Genomic DNA, 16,514 nt, shown 5'->3' on the forward strand with positions numbered 1-16,514 from the left:
ACGCGGGGTGTCATCGAGCCGCCCATCAGAAGAAGGTCAGCCCGACCTGGAACAGGCGCTCGACGTCGCGGATGCGGCGCTTGTCGATCACGAACAGGATCACATGGTCGCCGGACTCTACCACCACGTCGTCGTGGGCGATCAGTACCTCCTTGCCGCGCACGATGGCACCGATGGTGGTGCCGCGGGGCAGGTCGATCTCGCCGATGGCGCGCCCCACCACTTTCGACGACTGCATGTCGCCATGGGCGATCGCCTCGATCGCCTCGGCTGCGCCGCGGCGCAGCGAGTGCACGTTGACGATGTCGCCACGGCGTACATGGGTGAGCAGGCTGCCGATGGTGGCCTGCTGCGGCGAGATGGCGATGTCGATCTCGCCACCCTGCACCAGGTCGACGTAGGCGGCGTTGTTGATCAGTGTCAGCACCTTCTTGGCGCCCATGCGCTTGGCCAGCATCGACGACATGATATTGACCTCGTCGTCGTTGGTCAGCGCGCAGAAGATGTCGCAGTCCTCGATGTTCTCCTCTTCCAGCAACCGCTTGTTGGTGGCGCTGCCGTGCAGCACCACGGTGCGGTTGAGGCGCTCGGAGAGTACCGTGCAGCGCTCCAGCCCATGCTCGATGAGCTTGACCTGGTGGCTGTGCTCGAGGTGTTCGGCAAGGCGTTCGCCGATGTTGCCGCCGCCGGCGATCACCACCCGGCGGAAGTCACGGTCGACCCGGCGCAGCTCGCTCATCACCGCGCGGATATCGCGTCGGGCAGCGATGAAGAACACCTCGTCGTCGGCCTCGATCACGGTGTCCCCGCTGGGGATGATCGGCCGGTTGCGGCGATAGATGGCCGCCACGCGGGTGTCGACGCTGGGCATGTGCCGACGCAGGAAGCCAAGATCCTGGCCCACCAACGGGCCGCCGTAGTAGGCCTTCACCGCCACCAGCTGTACCAGGCCGCTGGCGAATTCGAGCACCTGCAGCGCGCCCGGATGTTCGATCAGGCGACGGATATGGTCGGTGACCACCTGTTCGGGGCTGATCAGCACATCGATGGGCACCGCCTCGTGGGCAAACAGCCCCTTGCGGGTGAGGTAGGCCGTGGCGCGCACCCGGGCGATCTTGGTGGGGGTGCGAAACAGCGTATGGGCCACCTGGCAGGCGATCATGTTGACTTCGTCGGCGCTGGTCACCGCGATCAGCATGTCGGCGTCCTCGCAGCCGGCCTGGCGCAGCACCACCGGATAGGAGCCGGGCCCCACCACGGTGCGAATATCGAGTCGGGTGTGCAGCTCGCGCAGCCGCTCCCCGTCGGTATCCACCACTGTTATGTCATTCTCCTCGCGGGCGAGATGTTCGGCCAGCGTGCCGCCGACCTGGCCTGCGCCCAGGATGATGATCTTCATATGTCGTGTGGCCCGTCAAAACGACTCTGCGACGCCGATATGGCGCCGCAGCATCCGTGGCTAGCATAAACCAGCCGAAGGTGATGTTACAGGTTGGTGTGCACGGCGAGGAGTCAGTCCAGGGTGAAGCCCACCTTGAGGGTGACCTGCCAGTGGCCGACACGACCGTTTTCGATGTGGCCGCGGGTATCGGTCACCTCGAACCAGCGCATACCGTGGAGAGAGTGAGACGCTTTCTCGAGGGCTCGCTGGATGGCGTCCTCGATGCCCTTCTCCGAGGAACCGGTCAGCTCGATATGCTTGTAGACGTGATCGCTCATGGGTGCTCCTTGCTCAAGTGATCGATGGCAGGGTGCGTTCAACCCTGCTTCTTCAGTCTGGCATAAAAGAACCCATCGTGACTGTCGGGCTCCGGCAGCAGCTGGCGGCCGGCCCCCGCCGGGTGCCCCCAGCTCACCTCCTCGGGGGTGGTGACGCTGGCGTCCGGGGTCCGGGCCAGGAAGTCCCGAACTTGCTCGTCGTTCTCCTCGCGCAGCACCGAGCAGGTGGCATACAGCAGCGAGCCGCCGGGGCGCAGCAGCGGCCACAGGTTGTCGAGCAGGCGCGCCTGCAGCTCGGCGAGCTTGATGATGTCGGAAGGGCGCCGCAGCCGCTTGATGTCGGGGTGGCGGCGGATCACGCCGGTACCGGAGCAGGGGGCATCGAGCAGGATGGCGTCGAAGGCGGTCCCGTCCCACCAGTCGCGCGCGGTGGCGTCGGCATGTACCAACGAGGCCGAGAGGCCGAGCCGCTCGAGCGTGTCCTCGACTCGTGCCAGACGCACGGCGTCGCTGTCGAGTGCGATCAGCTCGATATCGAAGAGCTCGAGCAGGTGCGCCGTCTTGCCGCCGGGGGCGCAGCAGGCATCCAGCACGCGGCCGCCCGGTCGCGGGGCCAGCGCCGGACCCAGCAGCTCGGCGGCGAGCTGTGCCGCCTCGTCCTGCACGCTGACGTCGCCCTCGGCGAAGCCGGGCAGCGCCTGGACATCACACGGTTTCTCCAGCACCAGCCCATCGGGGGAGTGGGTGCACAGCCGGGCCTGGATACCGCTCTCGACCAGCCTGGCGAGATAGGCCTCACGGTCGCCGCGGCGCCGGTTGATGCGCAGGGTCATCGGCCCGGGCTGGTTGTTGGCATCGCAGACCGCGCGCCAGTCATCGGGCCAGGCCTGTCGCAATGCCTTGAGCAGCCAGCGGGGATGCAGCAGCGCCACCGCCGGATCCTTGTCGACCTCTGCCTGCAGCGCAGCGGATTCCCGGGTGAGACGGCGCAGGCAACCATTGATGACCTTGGTTGCCCACTCCTTGCCCAGGTCGCGGGCGGCGCCGGCAGTCTCGCCCACGGCGGCGTGGGCCGGGATGCGCAGATAGAGCAGCTGATAGATGCCCAGCAGCAGCAGCGCCTGAACGTCGGCGTCGCGGGCCTTGAACGGGGACTTGAGCAGCTTCGCTGCCAGTGCCTCGAGACGGGGCAGCGTGCGGCAGACCCCGTAGCACATTGCCTTGAACAGCGCGCGGTCGCGTATCACCACCTGATGGTCGTCGAGGTCGCTGAGTGAGCCCTTGGCGGTGATCACGGGCGCCAGGGCGCGGGCGGCACTGGCGCGAACCGCCTGGCCGCCGTCCTGCACCGACTTGCCGGAGCGGGTAGATGGCGTGGAACGATGCATCAGGCGCTCTCCTCGTTGGTCTGTCCAAGGATGTGTCCGGGATGGAGTCGCTCGTGGCGGGCGTTGAGCAGGTCGCGGGCCGCCAGCGGCTTGCCTCCCGGCAGCTGCGCCTGGGTCACCCGCAGTACTTCGTCGCCTCGCGCACCGCAGGCGATGCGCAGTGCATCGGCATCGGGCGCCAGCAGGGTGCCCGGCACGCTGCCGGGCTCGTCATCGCGTGCGGTGCCGACCTCGGCCATCAGCAGGCGCAGGCGCTCGCTGCCCAGGTGGCACCAGGCCACCGGCCAGGGGTTGAAGGCGCGTACCTTGGCGGCGAGCTCGGTGGCGGGGCGGCCGAAGTCCAGCTCGGCCTCGGCCTTGGAGAGCTTGGCGGCATAGGTCACGCCCGCCTCGGGCTGCGGTGTGGCGGCAAGCCCTTCGCCTGCCAGCGCATCCAGCGCTTCGACGATCGCTTCGCCGCCCAGTTGGGCCAGCTCGTCATGCAGCTCGCCGCCGGTCGTTGCCGCAGTAATGGGCGTGCGCTTGATCAGCAGCATGGCGCCGGTATCCAGCCCGGCGTCCATCTGCATGATTGTCACGCCGCTCTCGCCGTCACCGGCCTCGATGGCGCGCTGGATCGGCGCCGCCCCGCGCCAGCGCGGCAACAGCGAGGCGTGGACATTGAGGCAGCCGAGCCGTGGGATATCCAGCACCGCCTGGGGCAGGATCAGGCCATAGGCGACGACCACCATGATGTCGGCCTCGAAGGCAGCCAGTTCGGCCTGTGCTTCGGTGCTCTTGAGCGTCTCGGGCTGGCGTACCGGCAGGCCATGCTCCAGGGCGAGGGACTTGACTGGGCTGGCGGTCAGCTTGCGGCCGCGGCCGGCCGGTCGGTCGGGCTGGGTATAGACGGCAGCTAGCTGATGCCGGCTTTGCAGCAGGGCAGCCAGGCTGGTAGCGGCGAAGTCGGGCGTGCCGGCGAAAATGACGCGCAGGGGTCGGGACATGGGTCGAGCCTTGCCAATGGACGGTTGCCCCCATCATAACGGAGGCGACCGCAAACGACGAAGGCCGACGCGGAAGCGTCGGCCTTCGGATGCCTGCCAGGCTGGGTCAGGCGGTCTGCATCAGCTTGTGGCGTTTCTGCATCTTCTTCAGCACGCGGTCGCGCTTGAGCGGCGAGAGATAGTCGACGAACAGTACCCCTTCGAGGTGGTCGCACTCGTGCTGGATGCAGTGAGCCAGCAGGCCTTCGGCCTCGAGCTCGTAGGGCTTGCCGTCGCGGTCCAGGGCCTTGAGCAGCACCTTGAGAGCGCGTGGCACCTCGGCGTAGTACTCGGGAATCGACAGGCAGCCCTCGGACATCAGCTCGCGCTCCTCGCCGATGGGCGTGTACTCGGGGTTGATCAGCACCAGGGGATTGGCGCGCTCTTCGCTGACATCCATGACGATGACGCGGCGATGGACGTCGACCTGAGTTGCGGCCAGGCCGATACCGGCGGCGTCGTACATGGTTTCAAGCATGTCGTCGACCAGCCGGCGGACCTCGTCATCGACCGCATCGACCGGCGTTGCCTTGGTGCGCAGCCGCTCGTCGGGAAACTCGAGGATAGTCATTTTGGCCATGGCGTTGGAACCACCGTTATGCTGTCATTCGGGGATTGCCCCTATTCTAGGGGGCAGTGGGCCAGGGGAAAACCGCTGGCACGCATATCAACTCGATAGAATTAGACTATATCATGTTACGCCGGTTCCCGGCGCAGTCTGCAGCGGGCGGGGCAGAGCCAAGGGCAGGGGGAGTGAGGGAATGGTTGATGATTGCAAGCAGCAGCGAGGCAGTCCGCTGAAGCGGGTTCTTGCATGGAGCAGTGCAGCTGCGCTGTTGCTGCTGTCGATGGCGGCCGCCCAGGCCCAGAGCCTGAGTTGGGACCAGGGGTTGCGCAGTGATGCGCCGGAGCGCTACACGGTGGTGCGGGGCGATACCCTGTGGGCCATCTCCGGGCGCTTCCTGAGCCATCCCTGGCAGTGGCCCGAGGTGTGGCAGGTCAACCCGCAGATCCGTAACCCGCACCTGATCTATCCCGGCGACGTGATCTACCTCTACGACTGCAACGGTCGCCCCTGCCTGGGGCTCGAACGCGGCCAGGGAGAAGTGCGGCTGTCGCCCGAAGTGCGCCGAATTCCGGCGCGCGAGGCGATCGAGCCCATTCCCCTCGACGCGGTGCGCCATTTCCTGCGCGATCATCGCGTCATCGAGGACCCCGAGGCGCTGGATGAGCTGGCCTATGTGGTGGCCGGCGACGACCGGCGCATCATCAGCGGCGCCGGGGACCGGATCTATGTGCGCGGTGACCTGCAGCGCGGGCTGCGCTATGGAATCTATCGCGTCGGCGACCGTTACAGCGATGCCGCCACCGGCGAACTGCTGGGCCTGGAGCTGGTCAGCATCGGGCGCGCCAGGGCCGAGCGCAGCGAAGGGGACATCGCGGTAATGGAGCTGCTCTCCGCCAACCAGGAGGTACGCAACGATGATATCGTGCTGCCGCTGGAAGAGTACGAGCTGGTCAGCGAATTTCTGCCGCGGGCGCCGGACCACGACGTCGATGGCACCATCCTGGCGGTGCCGGGCGGCGTGCGCTTCATCGGCCGGCTTCAGGTGGTGGCACTGGACCGTGGGCGGCGTGACGGCCTGGAAACGGGACATGTGCTCCAGGTCGAGCAGCAGGGCGAGCGGGTCGTCGATCCGCGCACCGGCGAGTCGCTGCGCCTGCCCGGCACCGATGCCGGCCTGGTCATGGTGTTTCGGCCCTACGAGAAGGTGAGCTACGGATTGGTGATGCGCGCCGTTCGCACCCTCGAGGTCGGTGATCGTGTGCATAACCCCCGGCGCGGGATGGAGGTGGCTCAGCAGTGAAGGCGAAGCTCAGCGCGCCGAACCAGAAGGACTGGCTGGCGCTGGCGAAACTGCCGGGCATGGGCGCGGCGCGGCTGGCCGAATTCATTGCAGCCGCGCCGGATTGGCCAGCGGGGTGGCTGGCCCGGCTGCCGCGTCAAGCCGCCACGGCACTGCGGCTTTGGCTCGATCATCCGGCACGCAGTCCGCTGACTCAGGCTATCGAGGCCGACCTGGCCTGGCTGGCTGCCGCGCCTGGCCGTCACCTGCTGCATCGGGGGCATCCAGCCTGGCCGGCGTTGCTGGATCAGATTGCCGACCCGCCGCCGCTGCTCTGGGGCCTGGGGGACCTGGCCGCCCTCGAGCCGCCCGGGCTTGCCATCGTTGGCTCGCGCCGGCCCACCCGCGACGGCCTGACCAACGCCGCAGCCTTCGGGCGCGAGCTGGCCAGTCGTGACTGGTGTGTGATTAGCGGCCTCGCCCTGGGCGTCGATGGTGCTGCCCAGCAGGCTGCCATCGAAGCCGGAGGCCGCAGCGTGGCGGTACTGGGGTGTGGCGTCGACGTCATCTACCCACCGCGCCATGCCAAGCTCTATCACCAGTTGATCGAGCACGGCGGGCTGATCCTTTCGGAATATTCACCTGGAACCCGGGCCCGGGCCGGTTACTTTCCTCGGCGTAACCGCATCGTCACCGGGCTGTCGCTAGGGGTGCTGGTGGTGGAGGCGGCCGAGAAGAGCGGCTCGCTGGTCAGCGCTCGGCTTGCCATGGAGCAGAATCGCGAGGTCTTCGCGCTGCCCGGGTCGATCAACAATCAGCAGGCGCGAGGCTGCCTGAACTTGATTCGCCAGGGGGCGGTGCTGGTGCGCCATGTCGATGACATCCTCGAAGAGCTAGCGCATTGGGCCGTGCCGACACCCTCCCGGCCGGCCGCGCAAGACTCTCGCCCCACGGATGCCCAAGGCGACCCGCTGCTGCGCTGGCTCAGCGATTCTCCCTCGCCTCTCGACGCTCTGGTGAACCTGACCGGCCTGGCCGTGCCCGAGTGTCAGCGGCGCCTGCTGGAGCTTGAACTCGAAGGCCGCGCGGCCCAGGCGCCAGGCGGCTGGGTGCGCCTGCCGGGCAGCGCCCAGGCGTGCTAGCATTAGACGCTTTTCGATGCCCCGCGCCCGCGGGATACCGCATGACCTTGCAGGAGACCCATGATCTTGGCCGACTCCCTGGAAGCTGCCGTTGCAGCACTTCGCGCCGGCGGCGTGATTGCCTACCCCACCGAAGGCGTGTGGGGACTGGGCTGTGATCCCGACAATGACGAGGCGGTAGCGCACCTGCTGCGCCTCAAGCAGCGAGATCCGGCCAAGGGCCTGATTCTGGTGGCAGCATCCATCGGGCAGTTCGCGCCCTGGCTCGAGGGGTTGGCGCCAGAGCTGCATGCCCCGCTGGTAGCCAGCTGGCCGGGCCCCAACACCTGGCTGGTCCCCGACAATGGTCGCACCCACGCGCTGGTACGCGGTGGTCACGACTGCGTGGCGTTGCGCGTCAGCGACCACCCCGGGGTCACTGCCCTGTGCCAGGCTTTTGGCGGGCCGATCGTCTCGACCTCGGCCAACAAGGCCAGCGAGCCCTCGGCCATGAGCGCCGAGGAGGTTAGCGAGACCTTCGGCGACGAGCTCGATGCCATCCTCGAAGGGGAGCTCGGTGGGCTCAAGCGGCCCAGCACCATTCGCGATCTGCGTACCGGGCAGGTGCTGCGCGGCTGAACCGCTGTCGGTCACCTGCTGCATTCCATGAATAACGGAGGAGACATGGCGCAGGCCAATCTCGAGACGGTGAAGCACTACCTGCTCGATCTGCAGGATCGGCTGTGTGACGGACTGGCCGCCGCGGACGGTGGCGCAGACTTTCGTGAGGAGAGCTGGCAGCGCGAGGCCGGCGGTGGCGGTCGCTCACGGGTGATGGAGCACGGCCGCGTGTTCGAGAAGGGCGGGGTCAACTTCTCCCACGTCTTCGGTGACCGGCTGCCGCCCTCGGCCACTGCCGCAAGACCCCAGCTGGCTGGCTGCGGCTTCCATGCGGTGGGGGTCTCCTGGGTGCTGCACCCCGAGAACCCCCACGTGCCGACCAGTCACGGCAACGTGCGCTTCTTCATCGCCGAGAAGGCGGGCGAGGCGCCGGTGTGGTGGTTCGGCGGCGGCTTCGACCTGACCCCCTACTATCCCGTGCATGAGGACGTGATGCATTGGCACCGGGTCGCTCAAGATGCCTGTGCGCCGTTCGGAGAGGAAGTCTACCCGCGCTTCAAGGCCTGGTGCGACGAGTACTTCTATCTCAAGCACCGCGAGGAGACCCGCGGCGTGGGCGGGCTGTTCTTCGACGACTTCAACGAGTGGGGCTTCGACAAGAGTTTTGCCTTCCAGCGCGCGGTGGGCGATGCCTTCCTCGACGCCTACCTGCCCATCGTCCAGCGCCGCCGCGACACGCCCTGGAGCGAGCGCGAGCGCGACTTCCAACTCTATCGTCGCGGTCGCTACGTGGAGTTCAACCTGGTGTGGGACCGCGGCACCCTGTTCGGCCTGCAGAGCGGCGGGCGCACCGAGTCGATTCTGATGTCGATGCCGCCGCTGGCGCGCTGGGAGTATGGCTGGACGCCCGAGCCGGGTAGCCCGGAGGCGCGACTTTATGAAGAGTATCTGCGTCCCCGCGACTGGCTGGGGGAAAGCGCTGACTAAGCATCTGCGCGACCGAATCGCTGCGTTACGCGGTGCTCGCAATCCTCACCTATAACCCATAGGCTCCGGTTGCTGCGCTCCGGGCGCCTTGAGCTTCATGTCGCTCGATAGCTATTCAGACGCTTCCCCATGTATGAGGAGCTTCTTGATGACTGACCGCTACTGCGTCTTCGGCAACCCCATCTCGCATTCGAAGTCGCCGCTGATCCACACCGCCTTTGCCGCGCAGACCGGCGAGGCGCTCGAGTACACGGCGATCGAGGCGCCGCTGGAGGACTTTGCCGGCGCCTGGCAGCGCTTCGTGGCGCAGGGCGGATGCGGCGCCAACGTCACCGTACCGTTCAAGGAGGAGGCCTTTCGGCTCTGCGATACCTTGAGCCAGCGTGCCCGGCGGGCCGGAGCGGTGAATACGCTGCTGCTGGGCAAGAACGGCCTCACCTATGGCGATACCACCGACGGCGTCGGCCTGGTGCGCGACCTTAAGCACCACGGCGTGGTGCTGGAAGGCGCCCGCATCCTGGTGCTCGGGGCGGGCGGCGCGGTGCGCGGGGTGTTGGAGCCGCTGCTGGCCACGCGACCCAAGTCGGTCTTTATCGCCAACCGTACGGCGGCCAAGGCCGCGGCGCTGGCGGCGGATTTCGCCGACCTGGGTGTGATCCAGGGCGGTGGTTTCGACGCGGTCGTGGGGCCGTTTGACCTGGTGGTCAACGGTACCAGTGCCAGTCTTTCCGGCGAGCTGCCGCCGTTGCCCGATGCGCTTTTTGCTCCCGGCGCCAGCGCCTACGACATGATGTATGGCGCCGAGCCCACCGTCTTCCTGCGCTGGGCGGAGGCCCGTGGGGCGCGGGTTATCGACGGACTCGGCATGCTGGTGGAGCAGGCGGCGGAGTCGTTCTTCCTGTGGCGTAACAAGCGCCCCGAGACGGGGCAGGTGCGGGCGGCACTCCGGCGTGAGCTCGAGGAAAAACGTTGAAGCGAAAAGTTGACGAGTTAAACGCTGCTTCCTAGTGTTGTTTGGAGATATTCATGCCAAGCGGTGCCTTGTGCATGAATAACAACTACAAACCGAGGAAAATTCAGTGAATAACAAGTTCAGGGCCGGAGCGCCCACCAAACTCGTTTCCGCTGCACTGAGTCTGGGATTGATGGCGGCCGCCGGTCACGCACTGGCCCAGGAGCGAGTCGCCTCCATCGATCTGATGACCACCACCGAATCCTACGATCCCATCCGCTACGAGGCCGCTTTCATCATCGCCGATCGCTGGCGCGAGCTGGGTTTCGAGGTCAACGTCCAGCCCACCGAGTTCAGTACCGCGCTGGAGCGCTTCTACGATCGCCAGGAGTTCGACGCCACCATCCTCGGCTGGAGCGGGCGCACCGATCGCCTCGACCCGCAGTTCTTCCTAAGTACCCTCGATTCACGCCAGTCCAACCTTGGCGGCAACAACCCGGGGGGCTACGAGAATCCGGAGTTCGACGCACTCTTCGACCAGCAGTCCCAGGCCTTCGACATGGACGAGCGCCAGCGCATCGTTCACGAGATGCAGGAGCTCTACAAGCCCGACGCCCCTCTCGTCGTGCTGTTCCATCGCGATGAGGTAGTCGCTTACAACCACGATGCCTTCGAGGGCATCAACCCCATGGCCGGCGAGGGGCTCTACAGCGAGTGGGGCCCGATGGAAGCGCGCCCGGTGGGTGATCGCGCCACCCTGCGCATCGGCGGCCCCCAGGAGCCGGACAACCTCAACCCGCTGGCCTCCACCTCGGTGTGGGGCTGGAAGTGGATGCGCCTCTACTACGATCGCCTGGTACGCCTCTCCGCCGATGTCGAGCCGCTGCCCTGGGCCGCCGAGTCGGTGGATCAGGTCGACGACAATACCGTGGCCGTTACCCTGCGCGAAGGCATGACCTTCCACGACGGCGAGCCGGTCACCGCCGAGGATGTTGCCTTTACCTGGAACTACTACCTCGACCAGGACTACAGCTACTTCAACTCCTACCTGGCGGCGCTGGATCGGGCCGAACTGGTCGACGAGCGCACCGTTCACTTCCACCTGAGCGAGCCTTCCGCCTCCTTCGCCAGCATCTCGCTATCGCAGATCCCCATCCTGCCCAAGCACCTGTGGGAGGAGATCGAGGATGCCTCCACCCTGTCACCCTCGCAGGTTCCCACCGTCGGCTCCGGGCCCTTCGTGCACGAGCGCTTCGATCGCGGCGAGTTCATGGCGCTGAGCAAGTTCGAGGACCACTTCCACGCCGACGAGATCGCCATCGATGGCGTCGAGTTCATCATCTATGCCGACATGGAGGGGGTCTATACCGGCCTGCAGACCGGCCAGATCGACGTGACCGCCTGGCGCATGGAGCCCGGTCAGATCGGCCTGGCCGAGGGTGAGGACCATCTCACCGTGGTCAACGTGCCGGACTTCGGCTATTTCCACATGACCTACAACCTGCGTCACGAGCCGTTTGACGACCGCGCCGTGCGCCGTGCGCTGACCATGGCCACCGACCGCGAGCGCATGGTCAACGTGCTGCTCGACGGTCGCGGCGAGGTGGGCTCCAGCGTGATCGCACCGGTCAACACCTTCTGGCACGACCCCTTCGTCGAGCGCTTCGACTTCGACATGGAGGCCGCCCGGGCCGAGCTCGAGGAAGCCGGCTACTCCTGGGACGACGAAGGCCGCCTGGTCAGGTAAGCCTTTTCCGAGCCGTGTACGTTACCCCTCTCATCGCTCACAAGGCGGTGAGAGGGGGTGCCAGTCGTCAAGAGCGAGACCTTCATGTCGTCACGCAGAAGCTACCTGATTCGCCGTGTACTGCACGGCCTGATGGCGCTGTTCATCATCGCCACGCTGCTGTTCTTCCTGTTCCGCCTGGGGCTGCCCGATCCCACCGCCGCCCTGATCACCGAGGGCCTGAGTCCCGAGGAGCGCGAGCGCATCCGCGCCAGCTTCGGCCTCGACCGGCCGATCTGGGAGCAGTACTTCATCTACCTGGCCAACATCCTCCAGGGCGACTTCGGCTACTCGTTCCACTACCGGGCGCCGGTAGCCGACATCATCTGGGAACGGCTGGGCAATACCATGGTGCTGATGCTGCCGGCGATCGTACTGGCCTATGCCATCGGAGCCCCGCTGGGTGCCTGGCTCTCCTGGCGTCGCGGCAGCCGCACCGACACCAGCGGCATCTTCGTCGGTCTGATGTTCCGTTCGGCGCCGATGTTCTGGACCGGGATGATCGCCATTCTGGTGTTCGGCATTGCGCTGGGCTGGTTGCCCACCAGCGGCATGCGCACGCTGCCCTACGAGGCCACCGGCTTTTTCGACAAGATCTTCACCCTCGATTTCCTGCATCACCTGATCCTGCCGATGATGGTGGTGGCGCTCTACTACCTGGGCTCACCGCTGCTGATCATGCGCAACACCATGCTCGAGGTCTACGGCGAGGACTTCATCGAGATGGCCCGCGCCAAGGGCCTCCCCGAGCGACGCATCCTCTACGCCCACGCCGCGCGCAATGCGCTGCTGCCGGTGGTGACCCAGCTGGCGGTGACCGTGGGCCTGGCCGCGGGTGGCCAGGTGGTGGTGGAGGTGGTGTTCTCCTGGCCGGGGCTGGGGCGCGAGATCCTCAACTCGGTGCGCACCTCCGACTTCCCCCTGGCCCAGGCCAGCTTCCTGGTGATGGCGGCCTTCGTGGTCACCCTCAACCTGCTGGTGGACATTCTCTACACCTTGCTTGACCCGAGGGTGAGCTTCAAATGATCGGAACCCGAGTACTCAAGAGCGCGCAGGAACCGCTGCGTGCGATGATCGGCGACCGCCTCTCCCTGATCGGGGTCGTGGTGCTGCTGTCGATCATCTGCATGGCGCTGTTTGCGCCATTCCTCTCCACCCACGAGCCGCTGGCGGTCAACGAGCGTGAAGAGGGTTCGCTGCTGGCGCGCAGCGTCGACGGCGAGCGCGCGCACTGGGTGCAGCGGCCCGCCCTCGGCGAGCGTACCCTCAATGCGGCGGATTATCGCGACGGCGTCGGCCTGGCCGTGGGCCGCGACGGTGCCGCCTGGCGCTATCTCGACGGCGAGTGGACCGAGCTCGAGGCGCCGCTGGCCGCCACCCTGATCGATGTTGCCATCGGTCCCGGCGGCGCCGCGCTGGCGGTGGGCGTGGGCGGCAGCGTCGCCCTGCTCGAGGATGCCGCGGCAGGCGGCGAGTGGCAGACGCTCGAGGCGCCGGTAGCCAGTGCCCTGACCGGGGTGGCCTGGCTCGATGACACCACGGCGCTGCTGGTGGGCGTCGACGAGACGATCCTGCGTCTCGACACCGTCTCCGGCGAGTTCGAGGCGCTGGAAAGCCCGCTGGGGCGGGGCATGACGCTCAATTCGGTGGCGCTGGACGTGGACGGCAGCGCCTGGCTGGTGGGCGAGCGCGGCCTCACCCTGCGCCTCGACCCGGAGGACGACAGCCTGTCGCTGGAGCGCATGCCCACCAACCGCGACCTCAACCACATCCACCTGGCCGACAGCGGCCATGGCCTGATCGTCGGCGAACGCGGCACGCTGCTCTCACGCAGCGCCGTCGACGACGGCTGGGAGAGCCAGAGTGCGCCCGACTCCCGCGCCATGCGCGCCGGCTGGGTCACCGACGAGGGCCACGCCTTCGCCGTGGGCCGCAGCGGTATCGTGTTCGAGCGCGAGGCGGACGAGTGGCAGCTGGTGCCGAGCGAGGAGGAGCGCCATCTGCGCGCGCTGATGGTCACCGAGGAGGGCTACTTCGCGCTGGGCTCGGACCGCTTCGTCAACCGCCTGGCGCCGCCCTCCGGGGAGCACTGGTTCGGTACCGACCACCTCGGCCGCGATCTCTACAGCCAGAACGTCCACGGCTCGCGCATCGCGTTGCTGGTGGGCTTCATCGGCGCCGCCCTGGTGGTGCTGATCGGTGCCAACGTGGGGCTGATCGCCGGCTACTTCCGCGGGCGTACCGAGACCGTGCTGATGCGTACCGTCGACGTCATGTACGGCATCCCCTTCGAGCCCTTCGCGCTGATTCTGGTGCTGCTGTTCGAGCCGAGCCTGCTGATCGTCATCCTCGCCGTGTCGCTGCTCACCTGGCGCACCGTGGCGCGACTGATCCGCTCCCAGGTGCTCAGCCTGCGTGAGCGGCCCTTCGTCAAGGCAGCGCGGGTGGCGGGGGCCTCGGACCTGCGCATCATGTACCTGCATATCTTCCCCAACGTGATGCCGCTGGTGTTCCTCGAGCTCGCCATCATCGTCGGCGTGTCGATCATCGCCGAGGCCACGCTCTCCTTCCTCGGCCTGGGGCCGCCCCAGTCGATCTCCTGGGGTGGCATCCTGCACAACGCGCGGCTCTCCGGCGCCTGGCGCGACGCCTGGTGGTGGAACCTGCCGCCGGGGCTGTTCATCATGATCACGGTGCTCTCCGTGTTCTTCATCTCCCGCTCGCTGGAGCTGGTCGCCAACCCACGTCTGAGGGCACGCCGATGACCGATCAACGACTGCTGAAGGTCGAGGACCTGGCCATTCACTACCGCACCGGCGCGGGTCCGGTGCAGGCCGTCGACGGCATTCACTTCGACCTTCGTCCCGGCGAGGCGCTGGGGCTGGTGGGTGAGTCGGGCTGCGGCAAGACCACCGCGGCCAAGGCGATGCTGCGGCTGTTGCCGCCCAACGGCGAGGTGCCGCGGGGGCGCATCGACTTCGACGGGCGTGACCTGGTGGGGCTCGACGACGAGAGCATGCGCAAGGTGCGCTGGAAGGAGATCGCCTGGATCTCCCAGGCGGCAATGAACGCGCTGGACCCGGTCTACACCGTGGGCGACCAGATCCTCGAGGCGATGAACGCCCACATCAAGATCGACCGCAAGGCCGCCTGGGCCCACGCCGAGGAGCTGTTCCGCGCAGTGGGCATCGACCCGGGTCGGCTCTCCGCCTATCCCCACGAGATGAGCGGTGGCATGAAGCAGCGCGCGGTGATCGCCATGGCCCTGGCGCTGGACCCGAAGCTGATCATCGCCGACGAGCCGACCACCGCCCTCGACGTGGTGACCCAGGCGCAGATCCTGGCGCGGCTCTCCAAGCTGCGCCGCGAGCGCGGCATGGGGCTTCTGTTCATCACCCACGACATCTCGGTGGTGGTTCAGACCTGCGACCGGGTGGCGGTGATGTACGGCGGCCATATCATGGAGACCGGGCCGGTGCGGGAGGTGTTCGGCACCCCGTTCCACCCCTACACCATGGGCCTGACCAACGCCTTCCCGACCCTGGAGGGGGCCCAGCGCGAGCTGATCTCGATTCCCGGCAGCCCGCCCGACCTGCTGCATCCGCCGGCCGGATGCCGCTTCGCCGAGCGCTGCCCGTTTGCCACCGAGCGCTGCGTGCGGGAGACGCCGCCGCTGCACAGCGTGGGCCCGGATCGCCAGTCGGCCTGCCACTACCCGGGTCAGGCCGCGGCCTTTCGCGTCAAGGCGGCGCTCAACGAGACCTGGGCGGTGGTGGGCGAGCGGCTCAACGAGCCGGTGCAGGGCGCCGGCAGCATCGAACACATCGATGCCGAGACGCCCCTGATGCTCGAGGTCAAGGAGCTCAAGAAACACTTTCCGGTGGAGCAGGGCTTCCTCGATAGCCTGCGCGGGCGCAACAAGGATCGCAAGGTACATGCCGTCGACGGCATCTCCTTCGACCTGCGCGAGGGCGAGATCCTGGGCCTGGCCGGCGAGTCGGGGTCGGGCAAGACCACCACCGGCGAGATGCTGGTGCGGCTGCTCGATATCACCGACGGTGAGATCCGCTTTGAGGGGAGCGACATCGCCAAGCTGACCGGGAGCGAGCTGAAGACGTTCCGGCGCCGGGCGCAGATGATCTTTCAGGACCCTTACCAGACCCTCAACCCGCGCTTCACCATCTTCGACATCGTCGCCGAGCCGCTGATCATCCATCGCCTGGCCGAAGGCGAGGCGCTGCGGCAACAGGTGGTCGAGGCGCTGGAGCGGGCCGGGCTCAAGCCGGCCGAAGTCTACGCCGAGCGCTTCCCCCACGAGCTCTCCGGCGGTCAGCGTCAGCGGGTCGCCATCGCCCGGGCCATCGTGCTGGAGCCGCGCTTCATCGTCGCCGACGAGCCGGTGTCGATGCTCGACGTCTCGATTCGTGCCGGGGTGCTCAATCTGATGCACCGCTTTCGCAATGAGCTGGGCATCTCCTTCGTCTATGTCAGCCACGACCTGCCGACGATCCGCTACGTGGCGGATCGCACGGCGATCATGTACCTGGGCGAGATCGTCGAGGTGGGGCCCACCGAACAGGTGGTGCGCGAGCGCAAGCACCCCTATACCCAGCTGTTGCTGGAGGCGAGCCCCGAGCCGGACCCGGGGGTGGTCAAGCCGCCGCTGGAGAGCGCCGGGGAGATACCCAGCGCGGTGGTGCCGCCCAACGGCTGCCACTTTCATACCCGCTGCCCCCGGGCCATGCCTCACTGCGGCTGGGAGGGGCGCGACGTGGTCACGGCGATGAGCGAGTGGCGCATCGCCGGCCATGAACTCGAGCATCTGGGCAGCGCCGAGGTGGCCGGGCTCGATGTGTACATCCAGGTGCGCAATGACAATCCCGAGGAGGCCGAGCACGAGCTGATGGCAGTGATGGGGGGCAAGCATCCCTCCCTGGCCGATGCCGCCACGGTCGAGCGGGATACGGAGGGGCAACTGGTGGTGCGCTTCGAGGCCCAGGTATCACCCCAGCGTCGGCTGATCGCCCGCGAGCACTCGGTGGCGTGCTATCTCTACGAGTAGCAGGGG

14 protein-coding genes are annotated in these 16,514 nt (G+C 67.2%); 9 read left to right on the forward strand and 5 right to left on the reverse strand.

Annotated features, from left to right (window positions below):
- Positions 1-25 precede the first annotated feature (25 nt).
- The 5 genes from trkA to def all read right to left on the reverse strand — a co-directional run bounded on the left by trkA (position 26) and on the right by def (position 4,712).
- Positions 26-1,399, reverse strand: a complete 1,374-nt coding sequence (trkA, locus tag H1D44_RS10635; protein WP_181514839.1) for a Trk system potassium transporter TrkA — start codon at positions 1,397-1,399, stop codon at positions 26-28.
- A 113-nt stretch (positions 1,400-1,512) separates the two neighbouring features.
- Complete coding sequence (locus tag H1D44_RS10640) at positions 1,513-1,719, reverse strand: dodecin (protein ID WP_181514840.1); 207 nt, start codon at positions 1,717-1,719, stop codon at positions 1,513-1,515.
- Positions 1,720-1,757: 38 nt separating this feature from the next.
- Positions 1,758-3,107 carry a 16S rRNA (cytosine(967)-C(5))-methyltransferase RsmB gene (gene rsmB, locus H1D44_RS10645; protein ID WP_181514841.1) on the reverse strand — a complete coding sequence of 450 codons (1,350 nt, stop codon included), beginning with the start codon at positions 3,105-3,107 and terminating at the stop codon, positions 1,758-1,760.
- Positions 3,107-4,093, reverse strand: coding sequence for a methionyl-tRNA formyltransferase (gene fmt, locus H1D44_RS10650; RefSeq protein WP_181514842.1), 987 nt, complete (start codon positions 4,091-4,093; stop codon positions 3,107-3,109). Before fmt ends, rsmB begins: the two co-directional genes overlap by 1 nt.
- A gap of 106 nt (positions 4,094-4,199) precedes the next feature.
- The gene (gene def / locus H1D44_RS10655; protein WP_181514843.1) at positions 4,200-4,712 is read right to left on the reverse strand and encodes a peptide deformylase; all 513 of its coding nucleotides are present in this window, start codon (positions 4,710-4,712) and stop codon (positions 4,200-4,202) included.
- A 268-nt stretch (positions 4,713-4,980) separates the two neighbouring features.
- Between def and H1D44_RS10660 the strand changes: the two genes are divergently transcribed.
- The 9 genes from H1D44_RS10660 (at position 4,981) to H1D44_RS10700 (ending at position 16,508) form a co-directional block, all read left to right on the forward strand.
- Positions 4,981-6,000, forward strand: coding sequence for a LysM peptidoglycan-binding domain-containing protein (locus H1D44_RS10660; RefSeq protein ID WP_422671662.1), 1,020 nt, complete (start codon positions 4,981-4,983; stop codon positions 5,998-6,000).
- 59 nt (positions 6,001-6,059) lie between these two features.
- Positions 6,060-7,121, forward strand: a complete 1,062-nt coding sequence (gene dprA, locus H1D44_RS10665; protein WP_181514915.1) for a DNA-processing protein DprA — start codon at positions 6,060-6,062, stop codon at positions 7,119-7,121.
- Positions 7,122-7,181: 60 nt separating this feature from the next.
- Entirely contained in the window at positions 7,182-7,739 is a 558-nt protein-coding gene (tsaC, locus tag H1D44_RS10670) for an L-threonylcarbamoyladenylate synthase type 1 TsaC (RefSeq protein ID WP_181514845.1), read from the forward strand.
- 45 nt (positions 7,740-7,784) lie between these two features.
- Positions 7,785-8,708, forward strand: a complete 924-nt coding sequence (gene hemF, locus H1D44_RS10675) for an oxygen-dependent coproporphyrinogen oxidase (protein WP_181514846.1) — start codon at positions 7,785-7,787, stop codon at positions 8,706-8,708.
- A gap of 148 nt (positions 8,709-8,856) precedes the next feature.
- Positions 8,857-9,681, forward strand: a complete 825-nt coding sequence (gene aroE, locus H1D44_RS10680; RefSeq protein WP_181514847.1) for a shikimate dehydrogenase — start codon at positions 8,857-8,859, stop codon at positions 9,679-9,681.
- A 106-nt stretch (positions 9,682-9,787) separates the two neighbouring features.
- A complete protein-coding gene (locus tag H1D44_RS10685) occupies positions 9,788-11,407 on the forward strand; it encodes an ABC transporter substrate-binding protein (RefSeq protein ID WP_181514848.1) in 1,620 nt (539 codons plus the stop codon).
- An 84-nt stretch (positions 11,408-11,491) separates the two neighbouring features.
- Complete coding sequence (locus tag H1D44_RS10690) at positions 11,492-12,472, forward strand: ABC transporter permease (RefSeq protein ID WP_181514849.1); 981 nt, start codon at positions 11,492-11,494, stop codon at positions 12,470-12,472.
- Complete coding sequence (locus H1D44_RS10695) at positions 12,469-14,211, forward strand: ABC transporter permease subunit (RefSeq protein WP_181514850.1); 1,743 nt, start codon at positions 12,469-12,471, stop codon at positions 14,209-14,211. Before H1D44_RS10690 ends, H1D44_RS10695 begins: the two co-directional genes overlap by 4 nt.
- Complete coding sequence (locus tag H1D44_RS10700; protein WP_181514851.1) at positions 14,208-16,508, forward strand: dipeptide ABC transporter ATP-binding protein; 2,301 nt, start codon at positions 14,208-14,210, stop codon at positions 16,506-16,508. Before H1D44_RS10695 ends, H1D44_RS10700 begins: the two co-directional genes overlap by 4 nt.
- Positions 16,509-16,514: the final 6 nt, after the last annotated feature.

Source organism: Billgrantia kenyensis, from assembly GCF_013697085.1.
Taxonomy (GTDB): domain Bacteria; phylum Pseudomonadota; class Gammaproteobacteria; order Pseudomonadales; family Halomonadaceae; genus Halomonas; species Halomonas kenyensis.